The organism is Cyanobacterium sp. T60_A2020_053 (assembly GCA_015272165.1).
Lineage (GTDB): Bacteria > Cyanobacteriota > Cyanobacteriia > Cyanobacteriales > Cyanobacteriaceae > Cyanobacterium.
In genome coordinates this window covers 1-21,576 of record JACYMF010000024.1, presented here as the reverse complement: position 1 = coordinate 21,576, position 21,576 = coordinate 1, and the positions used below count along the sequence as shown (strand labels likewise).

At 39.1% G+C, this 21,576-nt stretch carries 18 protein-coding genes; 5 read left to right on the top strand and 13 right to left on the bottom strand.

Annotated features, from left to right (window positions below):
- Positions 1-84: 84 nt before the first annotated feature.
- The 5 genes from IGQ45_03935 to IGQ45_03915 form a co-directional block, all read right to left on the bottom strand.
- A complete protein-coding gene (locus IGQ45_03935) occupies positions 85-723 on the bottom strand; it encodes a hypothetical protein (GenBank protein ID MBF2056377.1) in 639 nt (212 codons plus the stop codon).
- Positions 724-836: 113 nt separating this feature from the next.
- Positions 837-2,723: a ribonuclease J gene (locus IGQ45_03930; protein ID MBF2056376.1), complete on the bottom strand. Its 1,887-nt coding sequence runs from the start codon at positions 2,721-2,723 to the stop codon at positions 837-839.
- Positions 2,724-3,380: 657 nt separating this feature from the next.
- Positions 3,381-4,277 (bottom strand): 4-hydroxy-tetrahydrodipicolinate synthase, encoded by an 897-nt coding sequence (gene dapA, locus IGQ45_03925; GenBank protein ID MBF2056375.1) that lies wholly within the window; start codon positions 4,275-4,277, stop codon positions 3,381-3,383.
- A gap of 203 nt (positions 4,278-4,480) precedes the next feature.
- On the bottom strand, positions 4,481-4,777 hold the full coding sequence (locus tag IGQ45_03920) for a (2Fe-2S)-binding protein (protein ID MBF2056374.1): 297 nt from the start codon (positions 4,775-4,777) through the stop codon (positions 4,481-4,483).
- 211 nt (positions 4,778-4,988) lie between these two features.
- Positions 4,989-6,806: a hypothetical protein gene (locus tag IGQ45_03915; protein MBF2056373.1), complete on the bottom strand. Its 1,818-nt coding sequence runs from the start codon at positions 6,804-6,806 to the stop codon at positions 4,989-4,991.
- A 22-nt stretch (positions 6,807-6,828) separates the two neighbouring features.
- Here IGQ45_03915 and IGQ45_03910 point away from each other — a divergent pair, with 22 nt between their 5' ends.
- Complete coding sequence (locus IGQ45_03910) at positions 6,829-7,050, top strand: hypothetical protein (protein MBF2056372.1); 222 nt, start codon at positions 6,829-6,831, stop codon at positions 7,048-7,050.
- Between the two features lie 75 nt (positions 7,051-7,125).
- Here the strand turns inward: IGQ45_03910 and IGQ45_03905 are convergent, their stop codons facing one another.
- A complete protein-coding gene (locus tag IGQ45_03905; GenBank protein MBF2056371.1) occupies positions 7,126-8,139 on the bottom strand; it encodes a hypothetical protein in 1,014 nt (337 codons plus the stop codon).
- A 27-nt stretch (positions 8,140-8,166) separates the two neighbouring features.
- A complete protein-coding gene (locus IGQ45_03900) occupies positions 8,167-9,297 on the bottom strand; it encodes an anhydro-N-acetylmuramic acid kinase (protein MBF2056370.1) in 1,131 nt (376 codons plus the stop codon).
- A 427-nt stretch (positions 9,298-9,724) separates the two neighbouring features.
- Between IGQ45_03900 and IGQ45_03895 the strand changes: the two genes are divergently transcribed.
- Positions 9,725-11,314, top strand: a complete 1,590-nt coding sequence (locus IGQ45_03895; GenBank protein ID MBF2056369.1) for a DUF1957 domain-containing protein — start codon at positions 9,725-9,727, stop codon at positions 11,312-11,314.
- A 465-nt stretch (positions 11,315-11,779) separates the two neighbouring features.
- On the opposite strand, the gene IGQ45_03890 is transcribed toward IGQ45_03895, so the two are convergent.
- Positions 11,780-13,288: a site-2 protease family protein gene (locus tag IGQ45_03890; GenBank protein MBF2056368.1), complete on the bottom strand. Its 1,509-nt coding sequence runs from the start codon at positions 13,286-13,288 to the stop codon at positions 11,780-11,782.
- 167 nt (positions 13,289-13,455) lie between these two features.
- Here IGQ45_03890 and IGQ45_03885 point away from each other — a divergent pair, with 167 nt between their 5' ends.
- Both IGQ45_03885 and mnmA read left to right on the top strand, forming a co-directional pair.
- The gene (locus IGQ45_03885; protein MBF2056367.1) at positions 13,456-14,112 is read left to right on the top strand and encodes an MBL fold metallo-hydrolase; all 657 of its coding nucleotides are present in this window, start codon (positions 13,456-13,458) and stop codon (positions 14,110-14,112) included.
- Between the two features lie 198 nt (positions 14,113-14,310).
- Positions 14,311-15,363, top strand: coding sequence for a tRNA 2-thiouridine(34) synthase MnmA (gene mnmA / locus IGQ45_03880; GenBank protein MBF2056366.1), 1,053 nt, complete (start codon positions 14,311-14,313; stop codon positions 15,361-15,363).
- A 97-nt stretch (positions 15,364-15,460) separates the two neighbouring features.
- Here mnmA and IGQ45_03875 read toward each other — a convergent pair whose 3' ends face one another.
- The 4 genes from IGQ45_03875 to IGQ45_03860 all read right to left on the bottom strand — a co-directional run bounded on the left by IGQ45_03875 (position 15,461) and on the right by IGQ45_03860 (position 19,782).
- The gene (locus tag IGQ45_03875; GenBank protein MBF2056365.1) at positions 15,461-15,766 is read right to left on the bottom strand and encodes a 2Fe-2S iron-sulfur cluster binding domain-containing protein; all 306 of its coding nucleotides are present in this window, start codon (positions 15,764-15,766) and stop codon (positions 15,461-15,463) included.
- Positions 15,767-15,838: 72 nt separating this feature from the next.
- Positions 15,839-16,900, bottom strand: coding sequence for a mannose-1-phosphate guanylyltransferase (locus tag IGQ45_03870; GenBank protein ID MBF2056364.1), 1,062 nt, complete (start codon positions 16,898-16,900; stop codon positions 15,839-15,841).
- 155 nt (positions 16,901-17,055) lie between these two features.
- Positions 17,056-18,891, bottom strand: a complete 1,836-nt coding sequence (gene feoB / locus IGQ45_03865) for a ferrous iron transport protein B (protein ID MBF2056363.1) — start codon at positions 18,889-18,891, stop codon at positions 17,056-17,058.
- Between the two features lie 246 nt (positions 18,892-19,137).
- On the bottom strand, positions 19,138-19,782 hold the full coding sequence (locus IGQ45_03860) for a histidine phosphatase family protein (GenBank protein ID MBF2056362.1): 645 nt from the start codon (positions 19,780-19,782) through the stop codon (positions 19,138-19,140).
- Between the two features lie 250 nt (positions 19,783-20,032).
- On the opposite strand from IGQ45_03860, the gene ychF reads away from it, so the two are divergent.
- Entirely contained in the window at positions 20,033-21,127 is a 1,095-nt protein-coding gene (ychF, locus tag IGQ45_03855; protein MBF2056361.1) for a redox-regulated ATPase YchF, read from the top strand.
- Positions 21,128-21,343: 216 nt separating this feature from the next.
- Here the strand turns inward: ychF and IGQ45_03850 are convergent, their stop codons facing one another.
- Positions 21,344-21,547, bottom strand: coding sequence for a hypothetical protein (locus IGQ45_03850; protein MBF2056360.1), 204 nt, complete (start codon positions 21,545-21,547; stop codon positions 21,344-21,346).
- Positions 21,548-21,576: the final 29 nt, after the last annotated feature.

The following is a 21,576-nucleotide window of genomic DNA, read 5'->3' as shown; positions in this document are numbered from 1 at the left end:
TTACCTGATACCTGACACCCAAAACCTCACACCTCCCCTCACCAAAATACTTTTTCAGCAACACCTAATTATCCGAACGTAATATTACTCATCAACTCCCTTGAGTTTAGCACGACCACGAATAGAAGCAATAGCTTCTAGCGCCGCTTCAGCGCCCGCCTTAATATCTCTCTCCGCACCACCAAGATAAAGCCTTCCGAAACTTCCCACAGCTTGAACCGTTAAAATATTAATCAGCGCAGCTTTCTCTGCCTCGTTAGCAGCCAGCGCTGCATACGCAGCCGGTTGAACCTCCAAAACATAAAGAGTTTCTCCAGCTAACAACATTTGTCCGCGCCGATTACGGTTAATAATTTGAGCTTGATAAGGATCAATATTGCGGATAATTTGACTGGATACCACCTCTGGTTTAATACTATCCCCTTCTTCAGCCCCCAGCGCCCTCAAAATAGCTTGACCGGCCGCCTTAGTCTCCCCTTGATTAGTAGAATGAATTTCTAACAATCCGTACAAACGTTCTACAAATTGCACACCCGGGCGCACCACAGCCGATTTAAGAGCTATATCAGTAATACGATTAATCTCAATACCCGGAGAGATTTCGATCCACAAAGACGCATCACCGGGTAAAGGTAAAAATCCTAAAGCCACCGTGCCAATATACGCAGCGTGTTGAGGTTGTAATCGATCTAAATATACATAGCTACGTAGTTCAACACCCATGTTTTGATTATTTCTGTGTTTAAGCAACAGCTTACAATTATAGCGCCCTCCCGTCCGAAGGGAAGTAGTATCCTACCTCCCCAAAAAATGCTTATTAACAAACAAAATCAAAATTAGGTGGTCGCTACCACACGACGACGACGACGAGTAAACTTACCATCCTCATCACCATTGTCATTTTGATCTTGAGTCGAATCAGGTTGAACCTGTAGCATAAAAATAACCAAAGGATTACTTCTTAATTCTCTTTGAATCAAGCGATCTAAACTAACCTCCACATCAAGACGAATACTCGACCAGTTAACCTGCTCATTAGGATTTAACAAGAAAGCACTTTTCAGACGATCAGCAATGGTTTTTTCCACATTACGACTAATTAAACGCTCCAACATCGACATTTCCACCTGACTAACCACCCCACGGAAGTTAATTTGTGGCTCATCCCACAAGCGCCCCTCACCATTCACATTAGCCACCACCGTAATCACACCATCCTCAGCAATCTGTCTTCTTTCCTCCATAATATTAGTACCATGGACTACCCCTGAACTATCCACCAACTCAATACCAGAAGGCACTCTTTCACCCTTACCAATACTATCAGGAGTCAATTCAATGGTATCTCCATTATCAATAATGACGATATTCTCCGCCGGAATCCCCACACTCTGAGCCGTTTGACTATGCTTAACCAGCATCCGATGTTCACCATGCACCGGCACCATGAACTTAGGCTTAGTCAAAGCCAACATCAACTTCTGATCCTCTTGACAACCATGACCAGAAACATGAAGTCCCATGCCCTTACCATATAATACATTTGCCCCTTGCATAATTAAATTATCAATAGTATTCACCACCGCAATCGTATTACCTGGAATCGGATGAGCCGAGAAAATAATCGTATCACCTTTTTTCACCCTGACCTGACGATGTTCATTTCTGGAAATTCTGGTCATCGCCGCAAATTTTTCCCCCTGAGAACCAGTACAAAGAATTAACACTTGTTCATCAGGTAAACTAGACAAATTGCGTAACGGTACAAACAAATCTTCAGGACAACGAATATAACCCAAATTACGTGCGTGGGCAATAACATTCAACATCGAGCGCCCGACAATACCAACCTTGCGATGATATTTTTGAGCCAATTCTAACACCATATTAACCCGATGAACCGAAGTCGCAAAGGTTGTCAACATCAAGCGCCCGTTGGTCTGACTAAAAATTCTTTCGAGGTTAGGATAAACAGAGCGCTCAGAGGGAGTAAAACCCGGAACTTCCGAATTAGTAGAATCACCTAATAAACATAGGACACCCTTTTCTCCCAACTCAGCCAAACGATGAAAGTCAAAATATTCCCCGTCCACAGGAGTATGATCCACCTTATAATCCCCCGTGTGAATTACTATTCCGACAGGTGTATGAATGGCGAGGGTAAAACTATCGGCAATAGAATGAGTATTACGGATAAATTCTACCTGAAAATGTTGACCGATTTTTACTACCTCTCTAGGACTAACTGTTTTAATGGTAGTCCTTTCCCCTAGACCAGCTTCCTCAATTTTATCTCTTAATAAAGCCATCGCCAAACGAGGACCATAAATTATCGGAGTATCAATTTGTCTGAGATGATAAGGAATACCGCCGATATGATCTTCATGACCATGGGTAACCACAAAAGCCTTGATTTTATGACTATTTTCTCTTAAATAAGTCATATCAGGCAACACCACATTAATGCCGTGCATTCCATCCGTAGGAAAACCAATCCCCGCATCCACTAAAATTATTTCTTCCCCATACTCATAAATACAAGTATTTTTACCAATTTCATGTAAACCACCAAGGGGAATTACCCTTAATCTATCTCCTTTATTTTGCTCTTTCTTTTGAATTACTTTTGGTTTAATTTGTGGAACTTCCTTAATATTGTCAATTCTTACTGGTGCATTACTGCTTTTTCTTTTTCTTCCTTGAATGGTGTAAATTTTACTCATAAACTTGTCTAATTTTTCCTTGTTTTGTTATGTTTTGTCTGGGAATAATCTAATAGATAATTAACCAATTCGTAGGTTGGGTTAGCGAAAGCGTAACCCAACAACAATCAATGTCATTTCATTTATTGATAACTGATCCAGTAAACCTAATATTAAGTTTACTCACATCAAGGGTGTTCGGGCTGTCACCCTGAAATACTGTGAAAAATGCTATTTTTTTGTAAATTATAATAGTTCTAGTCAACTAAACTACTATAGCTATCATATCAAATAGAAATTATTATTTGCTGTCAACTTAAAAAATAATTTTTTGTTTTTTAAGGCATAATCATAGACTTAGTGAAATATTTAATACCCACTAAAAATGATAATGTTTTTAGGCTTTTTTACAGTAGTTGTATTAAGTTACTAGGAAAGGATACTTATAACCGTGACTGAATAGCACTTATAGCAGCAGAAAAGTTAAAAGTTTACAAATTATTATTTAATAATTATCTTTTTCCTTTTCTCGGTACTAACCAATAATTTCTCATAGTAAGAGAGCCTGTTTTTATAAATTAATGAAAATAAACCTCCTTGTAATTCTTACACTTTCTTAAACTTCTTTTTTCCCATGAGAAAATCTTTTTATATCTGTAGAGTTCCATTCTTAAATTATTAACTTAATAACTTCATTTTGTCAAGCAATAATTTAATGTCAGTATAATTACTATCACCAATAGGAGACAAAGGCAATCTTACACCACCAACGTCCCAACCTTGGAGTTGTAATGCCGTTTTCAGGGGAATAGGGTTAGTATCACAAAACAAAATTTTGAATAGAGGATGTAACGTTTGTTGAATTTTTTGAGCTAAATTAACATTGCCCAACTGATATGCTTTAATCATCGATTGAATTTCTGTGCCTACTAAGTGACTAGCCACACTAACTACACCAATACTTCCTACCGTCATCATGGGTAAAGTCAAAAAATCTTCCCCAGAATAAATCAATAAGCTGTCTTCAGCGAGGATTTTAATTTCCATGGCTTGTTCTAAATTGCCACTTGCTTCCTTCACCGCTACTATGTTAGCAAATTCTTTTCCCAATTGAGCAATAGTTGCCGGTTCACAGTTTTTTCCCGTGCGCCCGGGTATATTGTACAACATGATGGGAACATCAGGACAAGCAGAAGCAATGGCACTAAAATGAAGATATAAACCTTCTTGAGGGGGTTTGTTGTAGTAAGGCACAACTTGTAAAGAGCCATCAATGCCTATTTTTTCAGCTTTCCGAGTTAAATCAATAGCTTTAGTTGTAGAATTAGCGCCCGTCCCCATGATCACTTTACCACGACTGCCCACAGCGCCCTTCACCACTTTTAACAATTCTTCTTTTTCTCCTTCCTCTAAGGCTGGGGATTCTCCCGTAGTGCCACATACTACAATACCATCACTACCATGATCCACTAGGTGACTAGCTAGTTTTTCAGCCATGGCATAATTAACGGAACCATCGCCATGAAAAGGTGTCACCATGGCTGTTAAAACTTGACCAAAAATATAATCACTCATCACAATAAAATACTTTTAGGGGAATTTTCGTCCAACCCTGAGCTAATTTAGATATACTCGCCCATTTTATCACCTCAGTGTAATTAGAGGATAGTGGATAATGGATAATGAAGAATGGATAATTATGAAGTTTGACTGTAGCTATGATAAGGGGTTTAAACCCCTCGCTTACTGACAATTAACTTTGTACAAGAACTAATTTACTATGGTTTTGTATTAACGCTGATTGGTCCATTAACCAAAGTTTGACAGGCTAGGCGATAATTGTCAGGCTTCTTCTTCAGTCTTCTTTCCTCAAAATCAGTTTTGGGAGATAAATTTTCCTTGCCTTCCACTATTTCCACTACACAAGTGGCACATTGACCTGCCCCTCCGCAATTCATCAATTTTCCTCTAAATTTATAAATATCCACACCATTTTGAAGGGCTTTTTCTCTCAAATTAGCTCCATCTGCCGCTATAACTTCTTTATTTTCTTTGAGAAAGGTGATTGTAGCCATGTCTCTTTGTCTCCTAATATTATTAAGTTTCTATAATAACCTTAAAGAATTATAAAGAACTTTGACCAATTATGAATTATGAATTATGAATTATGAATTATAATCATCCTGTGTCCCCGTCTTCCTGTATCCCTAATTCTGTGATGGTTGGGTTACGCTGTCGCACTTCCCAACCTACAAAATCTAGGCGTGAGTTTAGACAAAAGAAAAATTAGCGCCCGTGCAAAAACAGTAAATTAACACCGAGAGTAATACCATCATTAGACTGGGTAACGACATTACCAATGCCGTTGCTACCGATGGCATTAGTGCCATAAACACCGATACCCCAGTTAGTTTGAGGGCGCATATAACGGGCGCCCACCGCCCAAACCAAAGGGTCATTACTTACCATAGGAGTTAACTCGCCAATTAATTGTAAACCCGTGATAGGTTGATAATTCACACCTAAACCAGCGCCCAAAATTCGTTGATCGCCAAATAAACCGGCTTTGGGGCTAAGGAAAAAGGCAAATTGCTCACTATTTTGATAGTTAAAAATAGCTTGGGCGGTAAAACTACCGGGTGCGGTGACGCTTTCAGTCATGGTTTGCCCATTACCAAGATTAGTTACCTTATCTACCGTACCTTTCCAAATATCAAATGTTCCTCTCACACTGAAGGAAAAAGGATCACCTTGACTTTGATTTAAAAATCGAACTTTGGTAGCCACTGCCAATTTAAAACCGTTACCCAAACTCTGATCATTATCGGCTAAACTTTGCCCCAAAAGTTCTAACTGCACATCGTCACTTAAACCATAAGCCAATTGAAACCCAGAGTTTTCGCTCACGTTTCCTTGAACCAAAAAGCGATCTTTTCGCAACGTTTCGGCGGTATTGAGGGTAAAACCATCGAAGAGTAATTGTTTATCTCTGGCAGTAAGGGGGGTAAGAGGTCGATCGGAGAAACTAGCTTGATAATTTTTGCCGAAATAATCTGGACTCCAGCGCAGGTTTAAGCCCACAGCAACTTGTTTACCATCGGGAATAAATGTTAATAGTTTAGTAGCTGGAGTCGTGCCTAAAGTGTTGGTAACGTATAAATCGAAGGCAACTGCTGGGCTATGAAGATAGTTAACCATGGCACTCCACACGGGATTTTTAGTAACTTCCCCTTGATTATTAACACTATTGCCACCACCAATAAGAGGATAGCTGAAATCAGCAGAAGCGCCAAAACGTTCGGAAAATCGAGCCGTTATGCCAGCGCCACCGTGAAAAAATGTCCCGTAAAAATCAGCACCGTTATTAACGGTATCGGGAAATATGGCTAAACCTCCTACGAAATGAAACTTTACGTTATCGGTGTAGTCAAAGGTGACGGGCGCTTGTATGGTGGCGGCCAGAATATTATCTGTTCTATTTTGATTATCGGGGGTAAATAAACCGTTATTTCCACCCACCTGTAATAGTTCGGCTGATCCTGTCACAGCAAGGCTATAGGATGGTTGATTAATGAGTTGATATTTAAAATTAGGAGCAAATCCCTTCAATTGTAAGAAAACAGGTTGATTATTGACTCTTTGTCCTAAAATGTCATCAAAATCAGTGTAAGCTAATCCTACTTGTAATTTATCGTTGATGCCGACATCAACAGAACCGCCATATATCTGTAATCCTGTGCCGAATCCCTCAGCGCCCGTCGTAAAAACATGGGCGCCATTGGTGATAGTTACTCCCCCTTTGGGCATAATTTCGGCGCTGGGGATAATCATGGTTTTGGTTAAATCCACTTGTAGGGGGGAAGGAGAAAATCGATTTTCTTCTCCTTGCACGATTTCCCAAGTGGGAGTGTTATTTTCTGTTTGAAAAAAGTTTTTATCAACGGTAGGGTTAAATTGTAATTGCTCTGCTTTACTCGTAAAACCTTCTGCGTTAATTTCTGCTAAGGTGCGAGGGGCGCTGGATTCATCCGCTAAAGCTGGAAAAGCTATACTGGAACTAATTAATAGAGAATTAACAATAACTGCTGATGATTTTAAAGACATTTTTGTAAAATAATTTTGATAAATGTACTCAGCATTTTATCTCATCATTCACTTATTGACCTCAATTATTATGAAAACGGCGGAGTGCGCTAGATGCTCTCAATTAGTATCCCTACGGTATCGTATTCAGTGGCAAAAAAATCAATCATGGCAATTAGTTTGCCCTCAATGTTGGCAGGAAGTAGCGCCCGACAACACCTTCTATCGCTATGGTGGCACTTGGAAAGGGAAAAAAAATAAATGATAATGGATAGTTAATTATCTTCCCTTTTCCCTCTTTCCTTTTCCCTACCTTAACTAAAATACTTTTCAGCAACCCCTAAATAATAAATTGAATTTCATTAAAATTACCTGTACCGGTAAGATAATCCCTCATTTGTTGCTCACTTTGATAATTGGCGTATTGAATATTACCGTCACCGTGCATCAGCGCCCGTAAATAAGCCGTACCATCCCCAGTTTTCCAATACAATTCTTGAAAACCATCCCTATCATAATCACCCGAAGCCCTTAACTCCAAGTTATCAATTAATAAATCATTTTGAAAACGGCGCTGACTATCCAACTCTGAGTTTTTTTGTACTACTCCTTGGGCAACTAAAGGATCAGTGTATATTCCCACTACACGGGTACTACCATTACTGCCAAAGCGAGAATAATCCACTTCTCCCGTGAGAGGATCAGTTTCTACGGTAGCCCAGCGCCCGGTAAACTGGTTGGTAAACACTAATTCGCGCTTACCATTACCTTGTACATCAAATTGTCCTTGATATTTATAGCTGTCGGAAATTGCCAAATCACCGTTAAAATTACTCACGCCGTGGGCGTTACCGTCAAAATCTCGAATGGTAATTAATCCATAAAGACTACCGATTTGTAAACCACTATCATCATTGAAAAAATCATCATCATCAAAAGAGTTGGAGTTACTAACATCAATGGCGACATTGTAAGAAGCAGAAAAAACACTATTGCGACTGACGGCAAAAATATATTCGCCCGGTGAAAGGGTTAAAAGTCCTGTTTGATTAGAGTTACGGGCGCTACCTCCCAGAAAAAAATCATCTAATACCAGTTCATCAAAATTGAGAAAACCATTACGATTTTCGTCTTTAACTAGCTCAAAAAATCCTTGGGGTTGAGCGGTTGAGCCACTGCTGGCATTATAGTCAATTAAAATATTAACGGTGGTGGTACGGTCTAAACTAAAAAAATAAAGATCATTATTATTAGTTTGGGTGAGATTTTCGCCAAAATTACGATCTTCTTGTAAAGTGCCTAAGCGAATATTATCGTCACCATTGGGAGAGGTGGTTTTTATAAAAGTCGTCATGATTGATCTTTTTACCATTTTTTATCTTCAATGGTTTAGACGAATTTCTCCCAATAAAGTTTCTTTTTTCGCACCCGTCACCGCAGGTAAATTACCCGGATAGTTATTCACGCGCCAATAAGCAAGAATGGCAAAAGCTATGGCTTCCTTAAATTCACTACTAATGTGAAAATCATCGCTAGTTAACACTTTGGTGTGAAGTAAGTTAGCCTGTAAACGCTCCATCAAATAACTATTGCGACTACCACCACCAGCTAAAATCATCTCATGGGGCATGGATGGTAAAAAATGTTGGTAACTATGAACTATGGAAAGGGCGGTTAATTCCGTTAAAGTTGCCAAAAAATCCGCTTCACCTAAATCATACTTTTCTGCTTCCTGTTGACATTTAGCGAGGTAATGATGTCCAAATAACTCCCTTCCTGTGGATTTAGGCGGTTTTTGCTGAAAAAAGTCTTCTTTTAACCATTTTTGCACTAAAGGTAAGCAGGGTTTGCCCTGACGACTCCAATGGCCGTTATTGTCGTAGGTGCGCTGATTATCGGTAAATTTTTGCACTGCTAAGTCAATTAAAGCATTTCCCGGACCTGTATCCCAACCACTGATTAAATTTTGGCTATGGGTAGCCGGTAAATAAGTTACGTTACCGATACCGCCAATATTCTGTAAGCAACGATGATGGCGATGGTGCGCAAATAAACATAAGTCTATTTTGGAGACGAGGGGCGCCCCTTGCCCTCCCCAAGCAATGTCACCTTGACGAAAGTTATTAACCGTAGTGATTCCCGTCATGTGGGCAATGACTTCACCTCTACCTAATTGCAGGGTATAGCCTAATTGATTTTTGCTCGGTGGTTGATGATAAACTGTCTGCCCATGAGAGCCAATTAAATCCACTTTCACATCCTCAGGAATTACATTCAGGGTAGCCTTGGCAAATTCTTCGGCAATGGCTTGATCTAATTGGGCTAACTCTGCCATGGTGTGGAGGGCGCCTTCACATACCGCTAAAATTTTTGTTCTTAATTCGTCAGGATAAGGGAAGGTTTGCCCGGCTATCATCTCTATTTTTAAGTCTAATTCTTGCCCGGTAATTTCTACCACCACCGCATCAATACCATCCACTGATGTACCACTCATTAAGCCAACAACAATCATGTTTTTCACAAAATAATTTAAAATCAATGTTATTTCATTTTGTCATTTACTATCTCATCTAGTGTCCATTACAGCAATTTTCATTTCTTTAAACCACACTTAGCACTCTTCTTTGCGACTTGGCGACTTTGCGAGACATAAAAAATGTGGTTTATTCATTAGAAAAGCACTGTAATAAAAATAAATCGGCTAACAGAAAAAATCTCCCCTTTCTCCTCTGCTTCCCCAGCTAAACAAATCAATTTTGTATCTGACTTTGAAAACCTCCTGCTTACAAAGGTGGAGAATTGTTTTGGGTGTGGTGGAGGGCACTTTTTAAGCAATTAAAGAGAAAATGTGGAAAACATCACAAATTAGCTTACAATTCATGAAGACGGATCATAAAACTGTCCCACTATAAAAATCGACAATAACACATAGACATATTATGGCTCTCGGCTATCTCGCCCTCGTGTTACACGCACATCTTCCCTTTGTTCGCCATCCGGAAAGTGATTATGTCCTCGAAGAAGAATGGTTATACGAAGCTATCACCGAAACTTATATTCCTTTGTTACAGGTTTTTCAGGGATTAAAACGAGACGGAGTTGATTTTAAAATCACTATGAGTATGACACCTCCTCTGGTGTCCATGTTAAGAGATAAACTACTACAAGAGCGCTACGACGAACATTTAAGTAAGTTACAAGAATTAATTACTAAAGAAATCGAGCTTAATAAACACAATGGACATATTAAATATCTTGCTGAACATTATGATCAAGAATTTAAAGCCACTCGTGAGGTCTGGGAATTTTATAAAGGGGATTTAGTTAGCGCTTTTAAACAGTTTCAGGATAGTAATAATCTGGAGATTATCACTTGCGGTGCAACCCATGGTTATTTACCTTTGATGAAAATGTATCCTCAAGCGGTATGGGCTCAAATTGAGGTGGCTTGTCAGCATTATGAAGAAAATTTCGGCGCGCGCCCTAGAGGTATTTGGTTGCCGGAGTGCGCTTACTATGAAGGTTTAGAAAGAATGTTAGCTGATGCTGGTTTGCGTTACTTCCTAACGGATGGTCATGGTTTGCTCTACGCGCGCCCTCGCCCTCGTTTTGGCACTTATGCACCGATTTTTACTGAAACAGGGGTAGCAGTATTTGGACGTGATCATGAGTCTTCTCAGCAGGTTTGGTCTTCTGAAGTGGGTTATCCGGGTGATCCTGTTTACCGTGAATTTTATAAGGATATTGGTTGGGAAGCTGATTACGACTACATTAAACCTTATATTATGCCCAATGGTCAAAGGAAAAATGTCGGTATAAAGTATCATAAGATTACCAGTCGTCAAGCTGGTTTATCTGACAAGGCGTTATATGATCCTTATTGGGCAAAGGAAAAAGCCGCTGAACACGCTGGAAATTTCTTGTATAATCGTATGCAACAGGTTCAGCATTTAGCCGGAATTATGCAACGAGAACCCATTGTAGTATCACCGTATGATGCTGAGTTATATGGTCATTGGTGGTATGAAGGTCCTCAATTTATTGATTTTCTGTTCCGTAAGGCTTGGTTTGATCAGGATACTCTATCTATGATTCATTTAGCCGACTATCTCAAAGGGCATCCTCAACAACAGGTGGCGATTCCTTCTCAATCTAGTTGGGGTTATAAAGGTTTCCATGAATATTGGTTAAATACTACCAATGCTTGGATTTATCCTCATCTCCACAAGGGTGCTGAAAAAATGATCAATTTGGCAAAAAGAGAACCCGCAGACGATTTGGAGTGGCGCGCGCTGAATCAGTGTGCCAGAGAGTTGTTATTGGCGCAGTCGTCTGATTGGGCGTTTATTATGCGTACTGGTACAATGGTACCCTATGCCGAACGGCGCACGAAAAGTCATTTATTGCGTTTGAATAAATTAGAGCAGGATATTTATAGCGGTGAAATTGATTCTGGTTGGTTAGAAAAAGTGGAAGCTATTGATAACATTTTCCCTAGTATTAATTATCGGGTTTATCGTCCTCTTTAGGCTTTTGTCTAGGAGTTTAAACCCCTTGTTTTGCATTAAACATCTCAAAAAAAAACTTTTTCACCGTATTTCGGGCTTCTAGCCCGAATCTGGTCAAAGTATTGCAAAACATAGAGGATTTTTAGAAAAAAAGGGTATTTTGGGTGTGGGAATCAAAAATAATTGACACAAAATAGCAATTTATGGAAAATGATTATTATGGCAAAGTCTTTGATTTATATGAGCATTTCACCTAACACCCGAAACCTGACACCTCACCACTCCACTTTTTTAGCAAACCCTAAATAATCTTAGTTCAATTTATTGAACGTAAACTTATTAGCCGTGTAATTCATTACACGGTGGAATGTAGGACTTGATCTAATGGGTTGAACAATGTTCAACCCCTACGAAAATTGAAAATGTGTCAAAAATTTTTTTGGGTACAAAATTGAGGGGAAGATTTTTAATATTATTTCCTCTTTCTTATAAATTAAGTAAGCTAACTAAGGCACGGGGGAGGGGAAATAAAATGACAATTAATAATAATAAAGAAAGCAAACCGAGAAAATCGCGCTTATTATCCAATTCTGTGACATCATTAAGCGCCGGTTGATCGGCAATGGGCATAAAGAGAAGGATTAGCGCCCACAACAAAAACTCTCCTCGCACAAATGCTAATAAAATCATCAGAAAACGGGTAATTTGACCGATAATCACCGCTTTACTTTGTCCAAACATAGCATGGACAATATGTCCGCCGTCTAACTGCCCTACAGGCATTAAATTTAAGGCAGTGACAATTAAACCAATATATCCCGATACAGCAATGGGATGTAAGCTAAGGGCATCTCCTACCCCTAATTCAGAGCCAAAAACAATTTTGCTAATTATGGCAAAAATTAGGGAAAAACGTGGATCAAGGGCATTAAAATCGAGCATATTAGGGGTTTCAGCCATGGGTACTACCCCTGAAAAATTTAAGCCCCACACTAATACAGGTATGGTAATCAAAAATCCCCCCAAAGGTCCAGCGAGGGCAACATCAAACATCGCTTTGCGGTTAGGCATGGGTGATTTCATGGAAATAAACGCCCCAAATGTGCCTAAAAAGAAGGGAATGGGAATGAAGTAGGGGAGGGTAGTCTTGATGCGATAATAAACAGCAAATAGATAATGGCTTAATTCATGGATACCCAGAATGAGCAACAAAGATAAGCTGTAGGGTAAACCATTGAATACTAATCGAGCATTATTTTCTAATTCTGTCACTGTCACGCCGTCAATTTCTGTGCCGATGATGGTGGTGGTGACGAGGGTTAAAATTAGTAATACCAGTGCGGTTAAGGGTTTAGTTAGTTTTTCTGTCGGTTGTTTAGCTTGATTCTCGGCGGAGTCGGGATTGGGCACAAGGGCAAAAAAAGGTTTACCTTGCATGGTTTCTTGGAAGATGACAAAAAAACGATCTTGAAAGACTTTTTCGAGGTTGGCTTTGACGGTGGGATAGGCTTTTTCGGGCGCTGTGCGTAGTTTTCCTAAACAGACGATGGCTTGGGGTAAATAGTCGATTTTTTGTAGATAATACACTCCCCAAGGAAAACAATCTTTCAGCGCCCTCTCCTCTTCATCATTAATAGGGCGAGGTAGGGATTTTTGCTGGGGTGGTAAGTTAGATTTAGGGGAAAAAGGATCGTTATTCATATTATTTTCAGAAGAAACAGGCTTTTTTGCCTCTGGCTGATTTGATTTTGGTTTACCAATTTGAATTAACCACCGGTAAACAATGGGAGAAATTAAGAGGGGTAAATAGAGAAGAATTGCGGGGGGATTATCATTACCTTGATGCCAGAGTTGCCACCCTAACCAAATCAAACTCGGTGTCATTAATGCTAACCATAATAACCAAGGGGGAGTTGTGGTGATTTTTTTGACAGTTTTATTGATAATAAAGTAAATAACAACGCTGAGAACAAGAAAGATAATAATTGATTCCATTTTAATTTAAAAAAGTTTTTATTCTCAATGTCAAAGGGTAATGGAAAATTGGTAATTTAGGATTTACGCAGAGATGATTAAGTATTAAAACTTCATTATTCATTATTCATTATTCATTATCCATTATTCATTATTTGATACTATAGAAATTAATTATTTTGATCTCCATGAACCCTATTAATAATTTTACTGAAAAAAACATCTTAACGAAGGGGAAGGGCGCTACTAAACCTCCCAAACAAATTTTAGATAATATTTGGGCTTTTCCTCCTAATCGAGATATTCTCGGTGGTACAGCGTATTTTATTATTAGTGATGAGGGTAATATTTTAATTGATTGCCCACCTTATCATGAAGATAATTTACAATTTTTACAACGACAAGGGGGTGTTACATACCTTTTTATTACTAATCGAGACGGTATAAGTAAGCATATCAAGCAAATAACCCAAGCTCTTGATTGTCAATTAGTGATTCAAGAACAAGAGTTATACTTATTGCCGGGGTTGAGGGCGCACTCCTTCGAGGCAGAATATCAGTTAACTTCGGAATGTGAGCTAATTTGGACTTGTGGTTACTCTCCCGGCTCATCGTGTTTCTATTATCAACCATTGGGAGGGGTTTTATTTTCTGGTCGTCATCTTTTACCCAATAAAAACGGCAAACCAGCGCCCCTCCTGCTCAAAAAAACCTTTCATTGGCGCCGTCAATTACGCCACAGCGAATTAATTTATCAACGTCTCGAAAAATCAGGGCTAAAATATATTTGTCCGGGTGCTAATACAGGTTTACTACGAGGACAAGGCTATTTTAGGTGTTGCTGAGAAAGTGGAGTCGTGAGAGGAAATTGACAATGGATAATTGACAATGGAAAGAATGCAGAATGTAGAACGCAGAAGTAATTATTTTCTAAATTCTAAATTCTAAATTTTTTGCCCCTTGCCCTTTTGATCAATTATCAATTGCTTTTTAGCGAGGTTATAATAAAATTTGGGATGTTGTTAAAAGACAATAAAGAGAATATGGATAAAGTTGTAGTTGGTTTATCAGGAGGAGTAGATAGTTCAGTGGCGGCAGCGAGTCTGCACCATCAAGGTTATCATGTGGAAGGGTTAACCCTCTGGTTAATGAAAGGTAAAGGGCAATGTTGCTCAGAAGGTATGGTAGATGCGGCTGCCATTTGTGAACAATTAGGCATTCCTCATCATATTGTCGATACCCGTGATTTATTTCAAACCCATATTATTGATTACGTTATCGCTGGTTATGAGGATGGTATCACCCCGTTACCTTGTTCTCAGTGTAATCGTACCGTAAAATTTCCCCCCATGTTGCGTTATGCTCAAGAAACCCTCGGTATTGATAAAATCGCTACGGGGCATTATGCGAGAATCCAATATGATGAAAATACTAATCGTTTTCAGTTACTAAAAGCGGTAGATAGCAATAAAGATCAAAGTTATTTTTTATACGATTTAAGTCAAGAAATTTTAGCCCATTTAGTATTTCCTCTCGGTAATCATACTAAAACTGAGACAAGGGCGCTGGCCAATGAATTTAATCTCAGCACTGCTGAAAAGCCTGAAAGTCAAGATTTATGCCTAATTGAAGCCCATGGCTCCATGAAAGACTTTTTAGATCAATATATTAAACCCAAAGCTGGGGAAATTGTCGATTTATCAGGGAATGTGTTAGGGGCGCATGAGGGGGTACATCATTATACTATTGGGCAACGCAAAGGGCTAGGGGTTGCCTATTCAGAGCCGTTATATGTAGTGAAATTAGACACAGTGATGAATCGTGTGGTAGTTGCCACCCGTGAGGAAGGGGGTAAAAGTGAATGTATTGTCGAGAGGATGAATTGGGTATCCATAGCGCCCACCACCACTCCTTTAACGGCAGAAGCTAAAATTCGTTATCGTACACCTCCTCAACCAGTTAACGTCATCCCTTTAGCGGAAGGTAAAATAAAGTTAGTATTTAATGAGCCTCAATTTGGAGTTACTCCCGGACAGGCGGCAGTGATTTATCATGGTGAGATGTTATTAGGCGGTGGCATTATCAGTAAATTTTAATTAATAATAATTTTAGTAGAGAAGTAAAGTTTTACGTCTCTGCAATGGTTTTGGGCATTGAAAGTTTAATTTTCGGAGATGTTTAATACACAATTCATTACAAATCAAGTAAAGCGTCTTCTTGATGAGTTTTAATAACACAATCAGAAGTAGCGTAGGCTTTGCAAGTCAAGAAAAATCCAGCATCTATTTCTTTTTGCTTCAAAAAATCATAATCATGGTCTACACTACCTTCTGTTAGTTTAGCAGTACAACTGACGCAAACTCCTGCACGACAGGAATAGGGCAGATTAAATCCTTGTCTTTCCGCAGCGTCTAAAATGTACTCATCTGCCATGACTTCTATGGTACTATCTAAATTTTTTTGGGCATTAACTAAACGAACTTGATAACTATTAGGCATTGGAATAAAAATTTTTTCACAATATAATTTATCTTTAGTTTATGACAAAAACCTGTTTACTTTCAGTCAATGTTATAAAAATTTATCATTTTCTCGTTTTTTTTGTAATAGTTTAAGTGCTTTTTTAATATCTTGAGTATTATTTTTATGGGCTATTAAAGTAGCATTGCCGTCTCTAACAATAACTAAATCTTCTACTCCGATAGTCATGATTATTTCTTCTTTTTCACTGCTATAAATAATCGAATTTTTAGTATCATAAGTAATATTATTACTGTTGGAAATATTACTGTCATTACTATCTAATAGTCTTTCCAGCGCCCCCCAATCCCCCAAATCATCCCAACCGAAATCAGCAGGTAAAATGTAAGCTAAATCAGTCTTTTCCATCAAGGCATAATCGATACTAATTTTAGGCAAATCTTCATAAGCGCCCTCCCCCTTTTCTTGTAGGGGATTCATAATTTCAGGGGCGTATTTGTTTAATTCTCCTATAACTAAATCAACGGGAAAAATAAACATTCCACTATTCCAATTATATTGACCAGTAGCGATAAATTTAGTAGCCGTTTCTTGATCTGGTTTTTCAGTAAAACGACTCACTTTATAAACAGGTAAATTATTAATTTCTCCTTGACTTTCGCCCTGTTCTATGTATCCATAACCTGTGGATGGATAAGTAGGATTAATACCAAGAGTGACGATGGCTTGTTGTTGTTGCGCAAAGTTAATCCCTGCTTCGATTGTAGCTAAAAATTGGTCTTGATTACCAATCCAATGATCGGAGGGAAAAAAACCAGCCAGCGCCCCTCCCCCAAATTTTTCCGCTATGATAAGACTTGACCATGCTACGGCTGGGGCGGTATCCTTGCCTACTGGTTCGACTAAAATATTGCTATCAGGTAATTGGGGTAATTGTTGCCTGACGTTGTCTGCCACCAATGCAGAGGTAATCACCAATAAATTTTCCCAACCATCTGCTAAGGGTAATAAACGTTCGGCGGTCGCTTGTAATAAACTTGTACCACTATCATCAAGGGAAAGAAATTGTTTCGGGCGCTTTTGGCGACTGAGGGGCCAGAATCTTTCACCTTTTCCACCAGCGAGGATGACAGGAATAAATTTTTTGCTCATCATATTACAAGGATTATAGGGAGTTTTCACCTATTTAAGCATATTTAGATAGGGGTTGCTGAAAAAGTATTTTGGTGAGGGGGAGGTGTCAGGTGTCGGGTGTCGCGGTGTCGCGGTGAAATGCTTATAAATTATGAATTATCAATTGTCCATTATCAATTATCAATTATTAATAATGCTCCTCGATAAAAAATAAATGCCATTAACCAAGCATAGGCAAAAGAAAATAAGAGAGAAAAAATAGTCAACTTCCATGATTTACTCTCGGCTTTGAGGGTGGCAACGGTAGTTAAACAAGGGGTATAGAGTAAGCAAAAGACACAAAAAGATAAAGCGGATGGTATGGAAATAGTAGCGCCAAAATAAGTGGCAAGGGCGCTGGTATTCATAGCATAAATAGTCACAAATGAACCGATAACAATTTCTTTGGCAATAAAACCGAAAATCAATGATAAAGTTAAATAGGGATCAATTCCAATGGGTTGCATAATAGGAGCGAGAAATTGCCCTAATTGTCCTCCCCAAGTATCTAAACCTGTGGTATTGGTAGGAAAGGAAGTTAAAAACCACACGGCAACACAACCAATAATAATAAAATTAGTAGCGCGCCTCAAAAATTCTCTCACTTCTCCCCACCCTCTTAATAATACTTGTTTTACCGTAGGCACACGATAGGGCGGTAATTCAATAATAAAAGGCTCTTTACTTTGAAACTCTTGACTTTGACTAAATACCCACGCCACCGCAAAACTAGCCATAAAACTCAGCACATAAAGGGAAAATAGCACCAGTGGGGCAATGTGAGGGGGAAAAATGGCAGAGATGATAAAAACAAATACGGCGAGGCGCGCTGAGCATAACGCAAAGGGTATAATTAACATACTCAGCGCCCTCATCCGTGAATCACGAATAATTCTAGTACCCATTAACGCTGGTACATTACAACCAAAACCCATCATTTGCATCACAAATGCCCTACCATCTAAGCCCATTTTTGCCATGAAACTATCCATCAAATAAGCAGAACGGGAAAGATAACCGCTATCTTCTACCCCTGCCATAACAAAAAAGAAAATCACAATTAATGGCACGAAAGACGCTACGGTAGCAAATCCTAGCCATACTCCGTTAATAATAAAACTCTGGATAATATCAGGCAAAGGAGAAACTAAAGGAAAAATCACCTTGTCAGCGATGGCAGTAGTAATAAAATCCATCACATCTTGGGAGGGTAAACCTAAATACCAAATTAAAAAGAAAATCCCCAACATGGAAGCGAAAAAAATTGGTAAGCCGAAAATAGGATGTAATAAGATATTGTCAAGGGTATCCGTTAAAGTTTTAATGCCTTCACTGGGTAACTTTACGGTATCGGCAAGAATTTGCTCTTTTTCTCCAGCCTTGAGGTTATTTTCTAAATATGCCTTAATTTCCGGTACTTGAAAAGAGTCTTTTTCACGGTGAATCTCTCGCTTCACCTCACGCAACAAGGGCTGAAAACCTTTATCATATTTAGCACTGACGGAAAAAACAGGGATAGCTAACTTTTCAGCTAAAAGATGATGATTGATGTCGATACCATAGCGCTTCGCTTCATCCGCCATATTCAACAGCACAATACAAGGTAAACCCAGCGCCCTCAACTCTAAAATTAAATTTAACTGCCTTTCAATTTGACTAGCATTAACCACCACCAACACCAAATCAAAAGCAAAATCAGCAAAAAACTTTTGTACTACCGTTTCATCTTCTGAAAAACCCCGTAAGTCATAAATACCGGGTAAATCAACTATTTCTACCAACTCATCATCAAGATTAATTTCTCCCTGCAACAAATCCACCGTAATGCCATGCCAATTACCCACATGGGCATTTAAACCCGTTAAGCGATTAAAAACCGTTGATTTCCCTGTGTTGGGTTGCCCAATCAAAATAATCCGTTTTTGAGCATTTCCCGAAACTCTCGTTATGGCGCTGTGGCAATTTTTCATAAATAATTAGTAAAATAATTAGTAAAAAGGTCAAGGGGCAAAGGGCAAGGGGCAAAGGTAAATTTAAAAAAGATAGCTTGAACTACCGTTAAATTTATTATGACTTACGAACTAATATAGAAGTCCTAAATCATTTATGAAAAATCAATTATTAGAAAAAAATATCGAAGATACCACCCCGTCTCCCTTTCTCCCCTTTCTCCCCTTCTCCCTTTCTCCCCGTCTCCCTTTCTCCACTTCTCAAATTTAACGGTTTAAATCAATCCAATCACTGGGCAACATATTTGCCACTAAACGGAATCCTCCAGCGCCATCAGGTTGCACCACATAAGCCATGCCTTGGGGATCGGGATAAATGCCTGTGGTTGCCTCAAATAAGTCATCATGACCAACGATAACCGTATTCATGCCTTGGGGTGGTAATTTGGTTAACATGGGCATTAATTGCGTTTTCATCATTGCCAATTGTTCATCGGTATAATCTTCCGCTTTCGGAAAGTTGAGGGCGCTGTTTTTGACATAGCGCCCGAAAGCCAAATCAGCCGTTTGCCATGCCCGACAATACTGACTACTAATCACTTCCCCCACGGGAATTGAATAATAATTAAAGGCTTTACCAATCATTCGAGCTTCTTGCCATCCCTTCTCACTTAAAGTTCTTTGGGTAGAACAATTTCCCATGGTGGCGCTAACTTGATCGGCGTAGTCTTTTTCCGTGGAAGCATGACGAAAATAAATTACATAACCTCCTTTTTGTAATTCTGTTAGTAATTGCTTACTATTCAAGGTGTCTCTAAAATCAGCGTTAGCCTTTTCTCCTGCGGTTAATTCTTCAGCAGTTAGAGGTTTGAGAGAGAATACATCAACAGCGCCCGTCACCGTTATACCCATGACAGTGGCTAAACCGATGGTGGTAAATAGCTTTGATGACCAAGATATTCTATTTTTAATCACGACTAACTTTCCTCTTTTTTCTGTTAATTATTAATAATTTCTATTACTAAATAATAATATATCTCTGCTATTAATGCAACTAATTAGCAATATTAACTAATGAGGGAAGAGAGAAAATAAAAAACTTGCGTTACTTCCAATAAATCACAGATAATAGACCATGGATAATTAAAAGAATAGGAATAGTATGTTAAGAGCAGGAATTGTGGGCTTACCTAACGTGGGCAAATCGACCTTATTTAACGCTGTGGTGGCTAATGCCAAGGCTGATGCAGCTAATTTTCCTTTTTGCACCATTGAGCCTAATGTGGGAGTGGTAGCCGTTCCTGATGAACGTTTACAAGTATTGGCAAAAATTTCTAATTCTGCTAAAGTTGTCCCCACGCGCATGGAATTTGTGGATATTGCTGGATTGGTGAAGGGCGCTAGTAAAGGGGAAGGTTTAGGGAATCAATTTTTAGCAAATATTAGGGAAGTGGATGCCATTATCCATGTGGTGAGATGTTTTGATAGTGATGATATTATCCATGTTTCTGGCTCAGTTGATCCCGTGCGTGATATGGAAGTGATTAACCTTGAGTTATCCCTTGCTGATTTAAGTCAAGTTGAGCGCCGTTTGGAAAGGTTGAGAAAACAGGCACGGGGTAATAGTAAAGAGGCAGCGGAAGAATTGGAGATATTAGAGCGTATTTTCCCCGTGTTAGACGATGGTAAAGCAGTGAGGGAAGTAGATTTAAGTGAAGATGAATTGGCAATCATTAAACCTTTGGGATTATTAACCGCAAAACCTGTCATTTATGCCGCTAATGTGAGCGATGAGGATTTAGCAACGGGTAATGAGTGGGTAGAAAAAGTTAAGGAAGAAGCACAAAAAGAAAATGCGTTGGTGATTGTGGTGTCAGCGCAGGTAGAATCCGAGTTGGTGGATTTGTCTTCAGAAGAAAAGGCGGAGTTTTTAGAGTCTTTAGGGGTGACAGAAGGGGGTTTACAGTCTCTGATTAAAGCAACCTATCAATTATTAGGATTGCGCACTTATTTAACTACAGGGGAAACAGAAACTAGGGCATGGACGATTATTGCTGGAATGAAAGCACCTCAAGCCGCCGGGGTTATTCATTCTGACTTTGAAAGGGGTTTTATTCGCGCGGAAACTGTTGCCTATAATGATTTAGTCAAAACTGGGGGGATGGGCGCTGCGAAAGAGCAAGGTTTGGTGCGATCTGAGGGAAAAGAGTATGTAGTACAAGAAGGGGATGTATTACTTTTCCGTTTTAATGTTTAATTTTGTTCATCAACAAACATATACAGCAGTTTTCATTTCCTTAAACCACACTTTAGATTATTACAAATATTATCTTTGCGTCTTTGCGCATCGAGGCGAGACACAAAAAACGTGGTTTATTCATTTGAAATGCGCTGTCAACTGGGGTGGAGGGCGCCCTCCACCCCCTAACAACACTTACGCCTCTCTCTTGTGGCAGAGGGGTTGGGGTGAGGGTTAGAAAATGAAATCAGTAGAACTTAAAGTAGAAACACCTTGTAAACGAAGGAAACTGACGGCGCGCGCCGCCCCATTACCATCAGGATCGATTTGCAAAATACCACTACCACGAACATCAACGATATTAACATAACCCTCACTGAGAGATTTACTAAATCCCCAGTTTTCTACACAAAACGATACTTTATGATATAATCGCATCAATCTAATTGAGGAAAAGAAGATCGTAA

Excerpts from the sequence above, each read along its gene's own strand:
- IGQ45_03935 (MBF2056377.1), bottom strand. The coding sequence starts at position 723 with ATGGGTGTTGAACTACGTAGCTATGTATATTTAGATCGATTACAACCT.
- IGQ45_03930 (MBF2056376.1), bottom strand. The coding sequence starts at position 2,723 with ATGAGTAAAATTTACACCATTCAAGGAAGAAAAAGAAAAAGCAGTAAT.
- dapA (MBF2056375.1), bottom strand. The coding sequence starts at position 4,277 with ATGAGTGATTATATTTTTGGTCAAGTTTTAACAGCCATGGTGACACCT.
- IGQ45_03920 (MBF2056374.1), bottom strand. The coding sequence starts at position 4,777 with ATGGCTACAATCACCTTTCTCAAAGAAAATAAAGAAGTTATAGCGGCA.
- IGQ45_03915 (MBF2056373.1), bottom strand. The coding sequence starts at position 6,806 with ATGTCTTTAAAATCATCAGCAGTTATTGTTAATTCTCTATTAATTAGT.
- IGQ45_03910 (MBF2056372.1), top strand. The coding sequence starts at position 6,829 with ATGTACTCAGCATTTTATCTCATCATTCACTTATTGACCTCAATTATT.
- IGQ45_03905 (MBF2056371.1), bottom strand. The coding sequence starts at position 8,139 with ATGACGACTTTTATAAAAACCACCTCTCCCAATGGTGACGATAATATT.
- IGQ45_03900 (MBF2056370.1), bottom strand. The coding sequence starts at position 9,297 with ATGATTGTTGTTGGCTTAATGAGTGGTACATCAGTGGATGGTATTGAT.
- IGQ45_03895 (MBF2056369.1), top strand. The coding sequence starts at position 9,725 with ATGGCTCTCGGCTATCTCGCCCTCGTGTTACACGCACATCTTCCCTTT.
- IGQ45_03890 (MBF2056368.1), bottom strand. The coding sequence starts at position 13,288 with ATGGAATCAATTATTATCTTTCTTGTTCTCAGCGTTGTTATTTACTTT.
- IGQ45_03885 (MBF2056367.1), top strand. The coding sequence starts at position 13,456 with ATGAACCCTATTAATAATTTTACTGAAAAAAACATCTTAACGAAGGGG.
- mnmA (MBF2056366.1), top strand. The coding sequence starts at position 14,311 with ATGGATAAAGTTGTAGTTGGTTTATCAGGAGGAGTAGATAGTTCAGTG.
- IGQ45_03875 (MBF2056365.1), bottom strand. The coding sequence starts at position 15,766 with ATGCCTAATAGTTATCAAGTTCGTTTAGTTAATGCCCAAAAAAATTTA.
- IGQ45_03870 (MBF2056364.1), bottom strand. The coding sequence starts at position 16,900 with ATGAGCAAAAAATTTATTCCTGTCATCCTCGCTGGTGGAAAAGGTGAA.
- feoB (MBF2056363.1), bottom strand. The coding sequence starts at position 18,891 with ATGAAAAATTGCCACAGCGCCATAACGAGAGTTTCGGGAAATGCTCAA.
- IGQ45_03860 (MBF2056362.1), bottom strand. The coding sequence starts at position 19,782 with ATGGGTATAACGGTGACGGGCGCTGTTGATGTATTCTCTCTCAAACCT.
- ychF (MBF2056361.1), top strand. The coding sequence starts at position 20,033 with ATGTTAAGAGCAGGAATTGTGGGCTTACCTAACGTGGGCAAATCGACC.
- IGQ45_03850 (MBF2056360.1), bottom strand. The coding sequence starts at position 21,547 with ATGCGATTATATCATAAAGTATCGTTTTGTGTAGAAAACTGGGGATTT.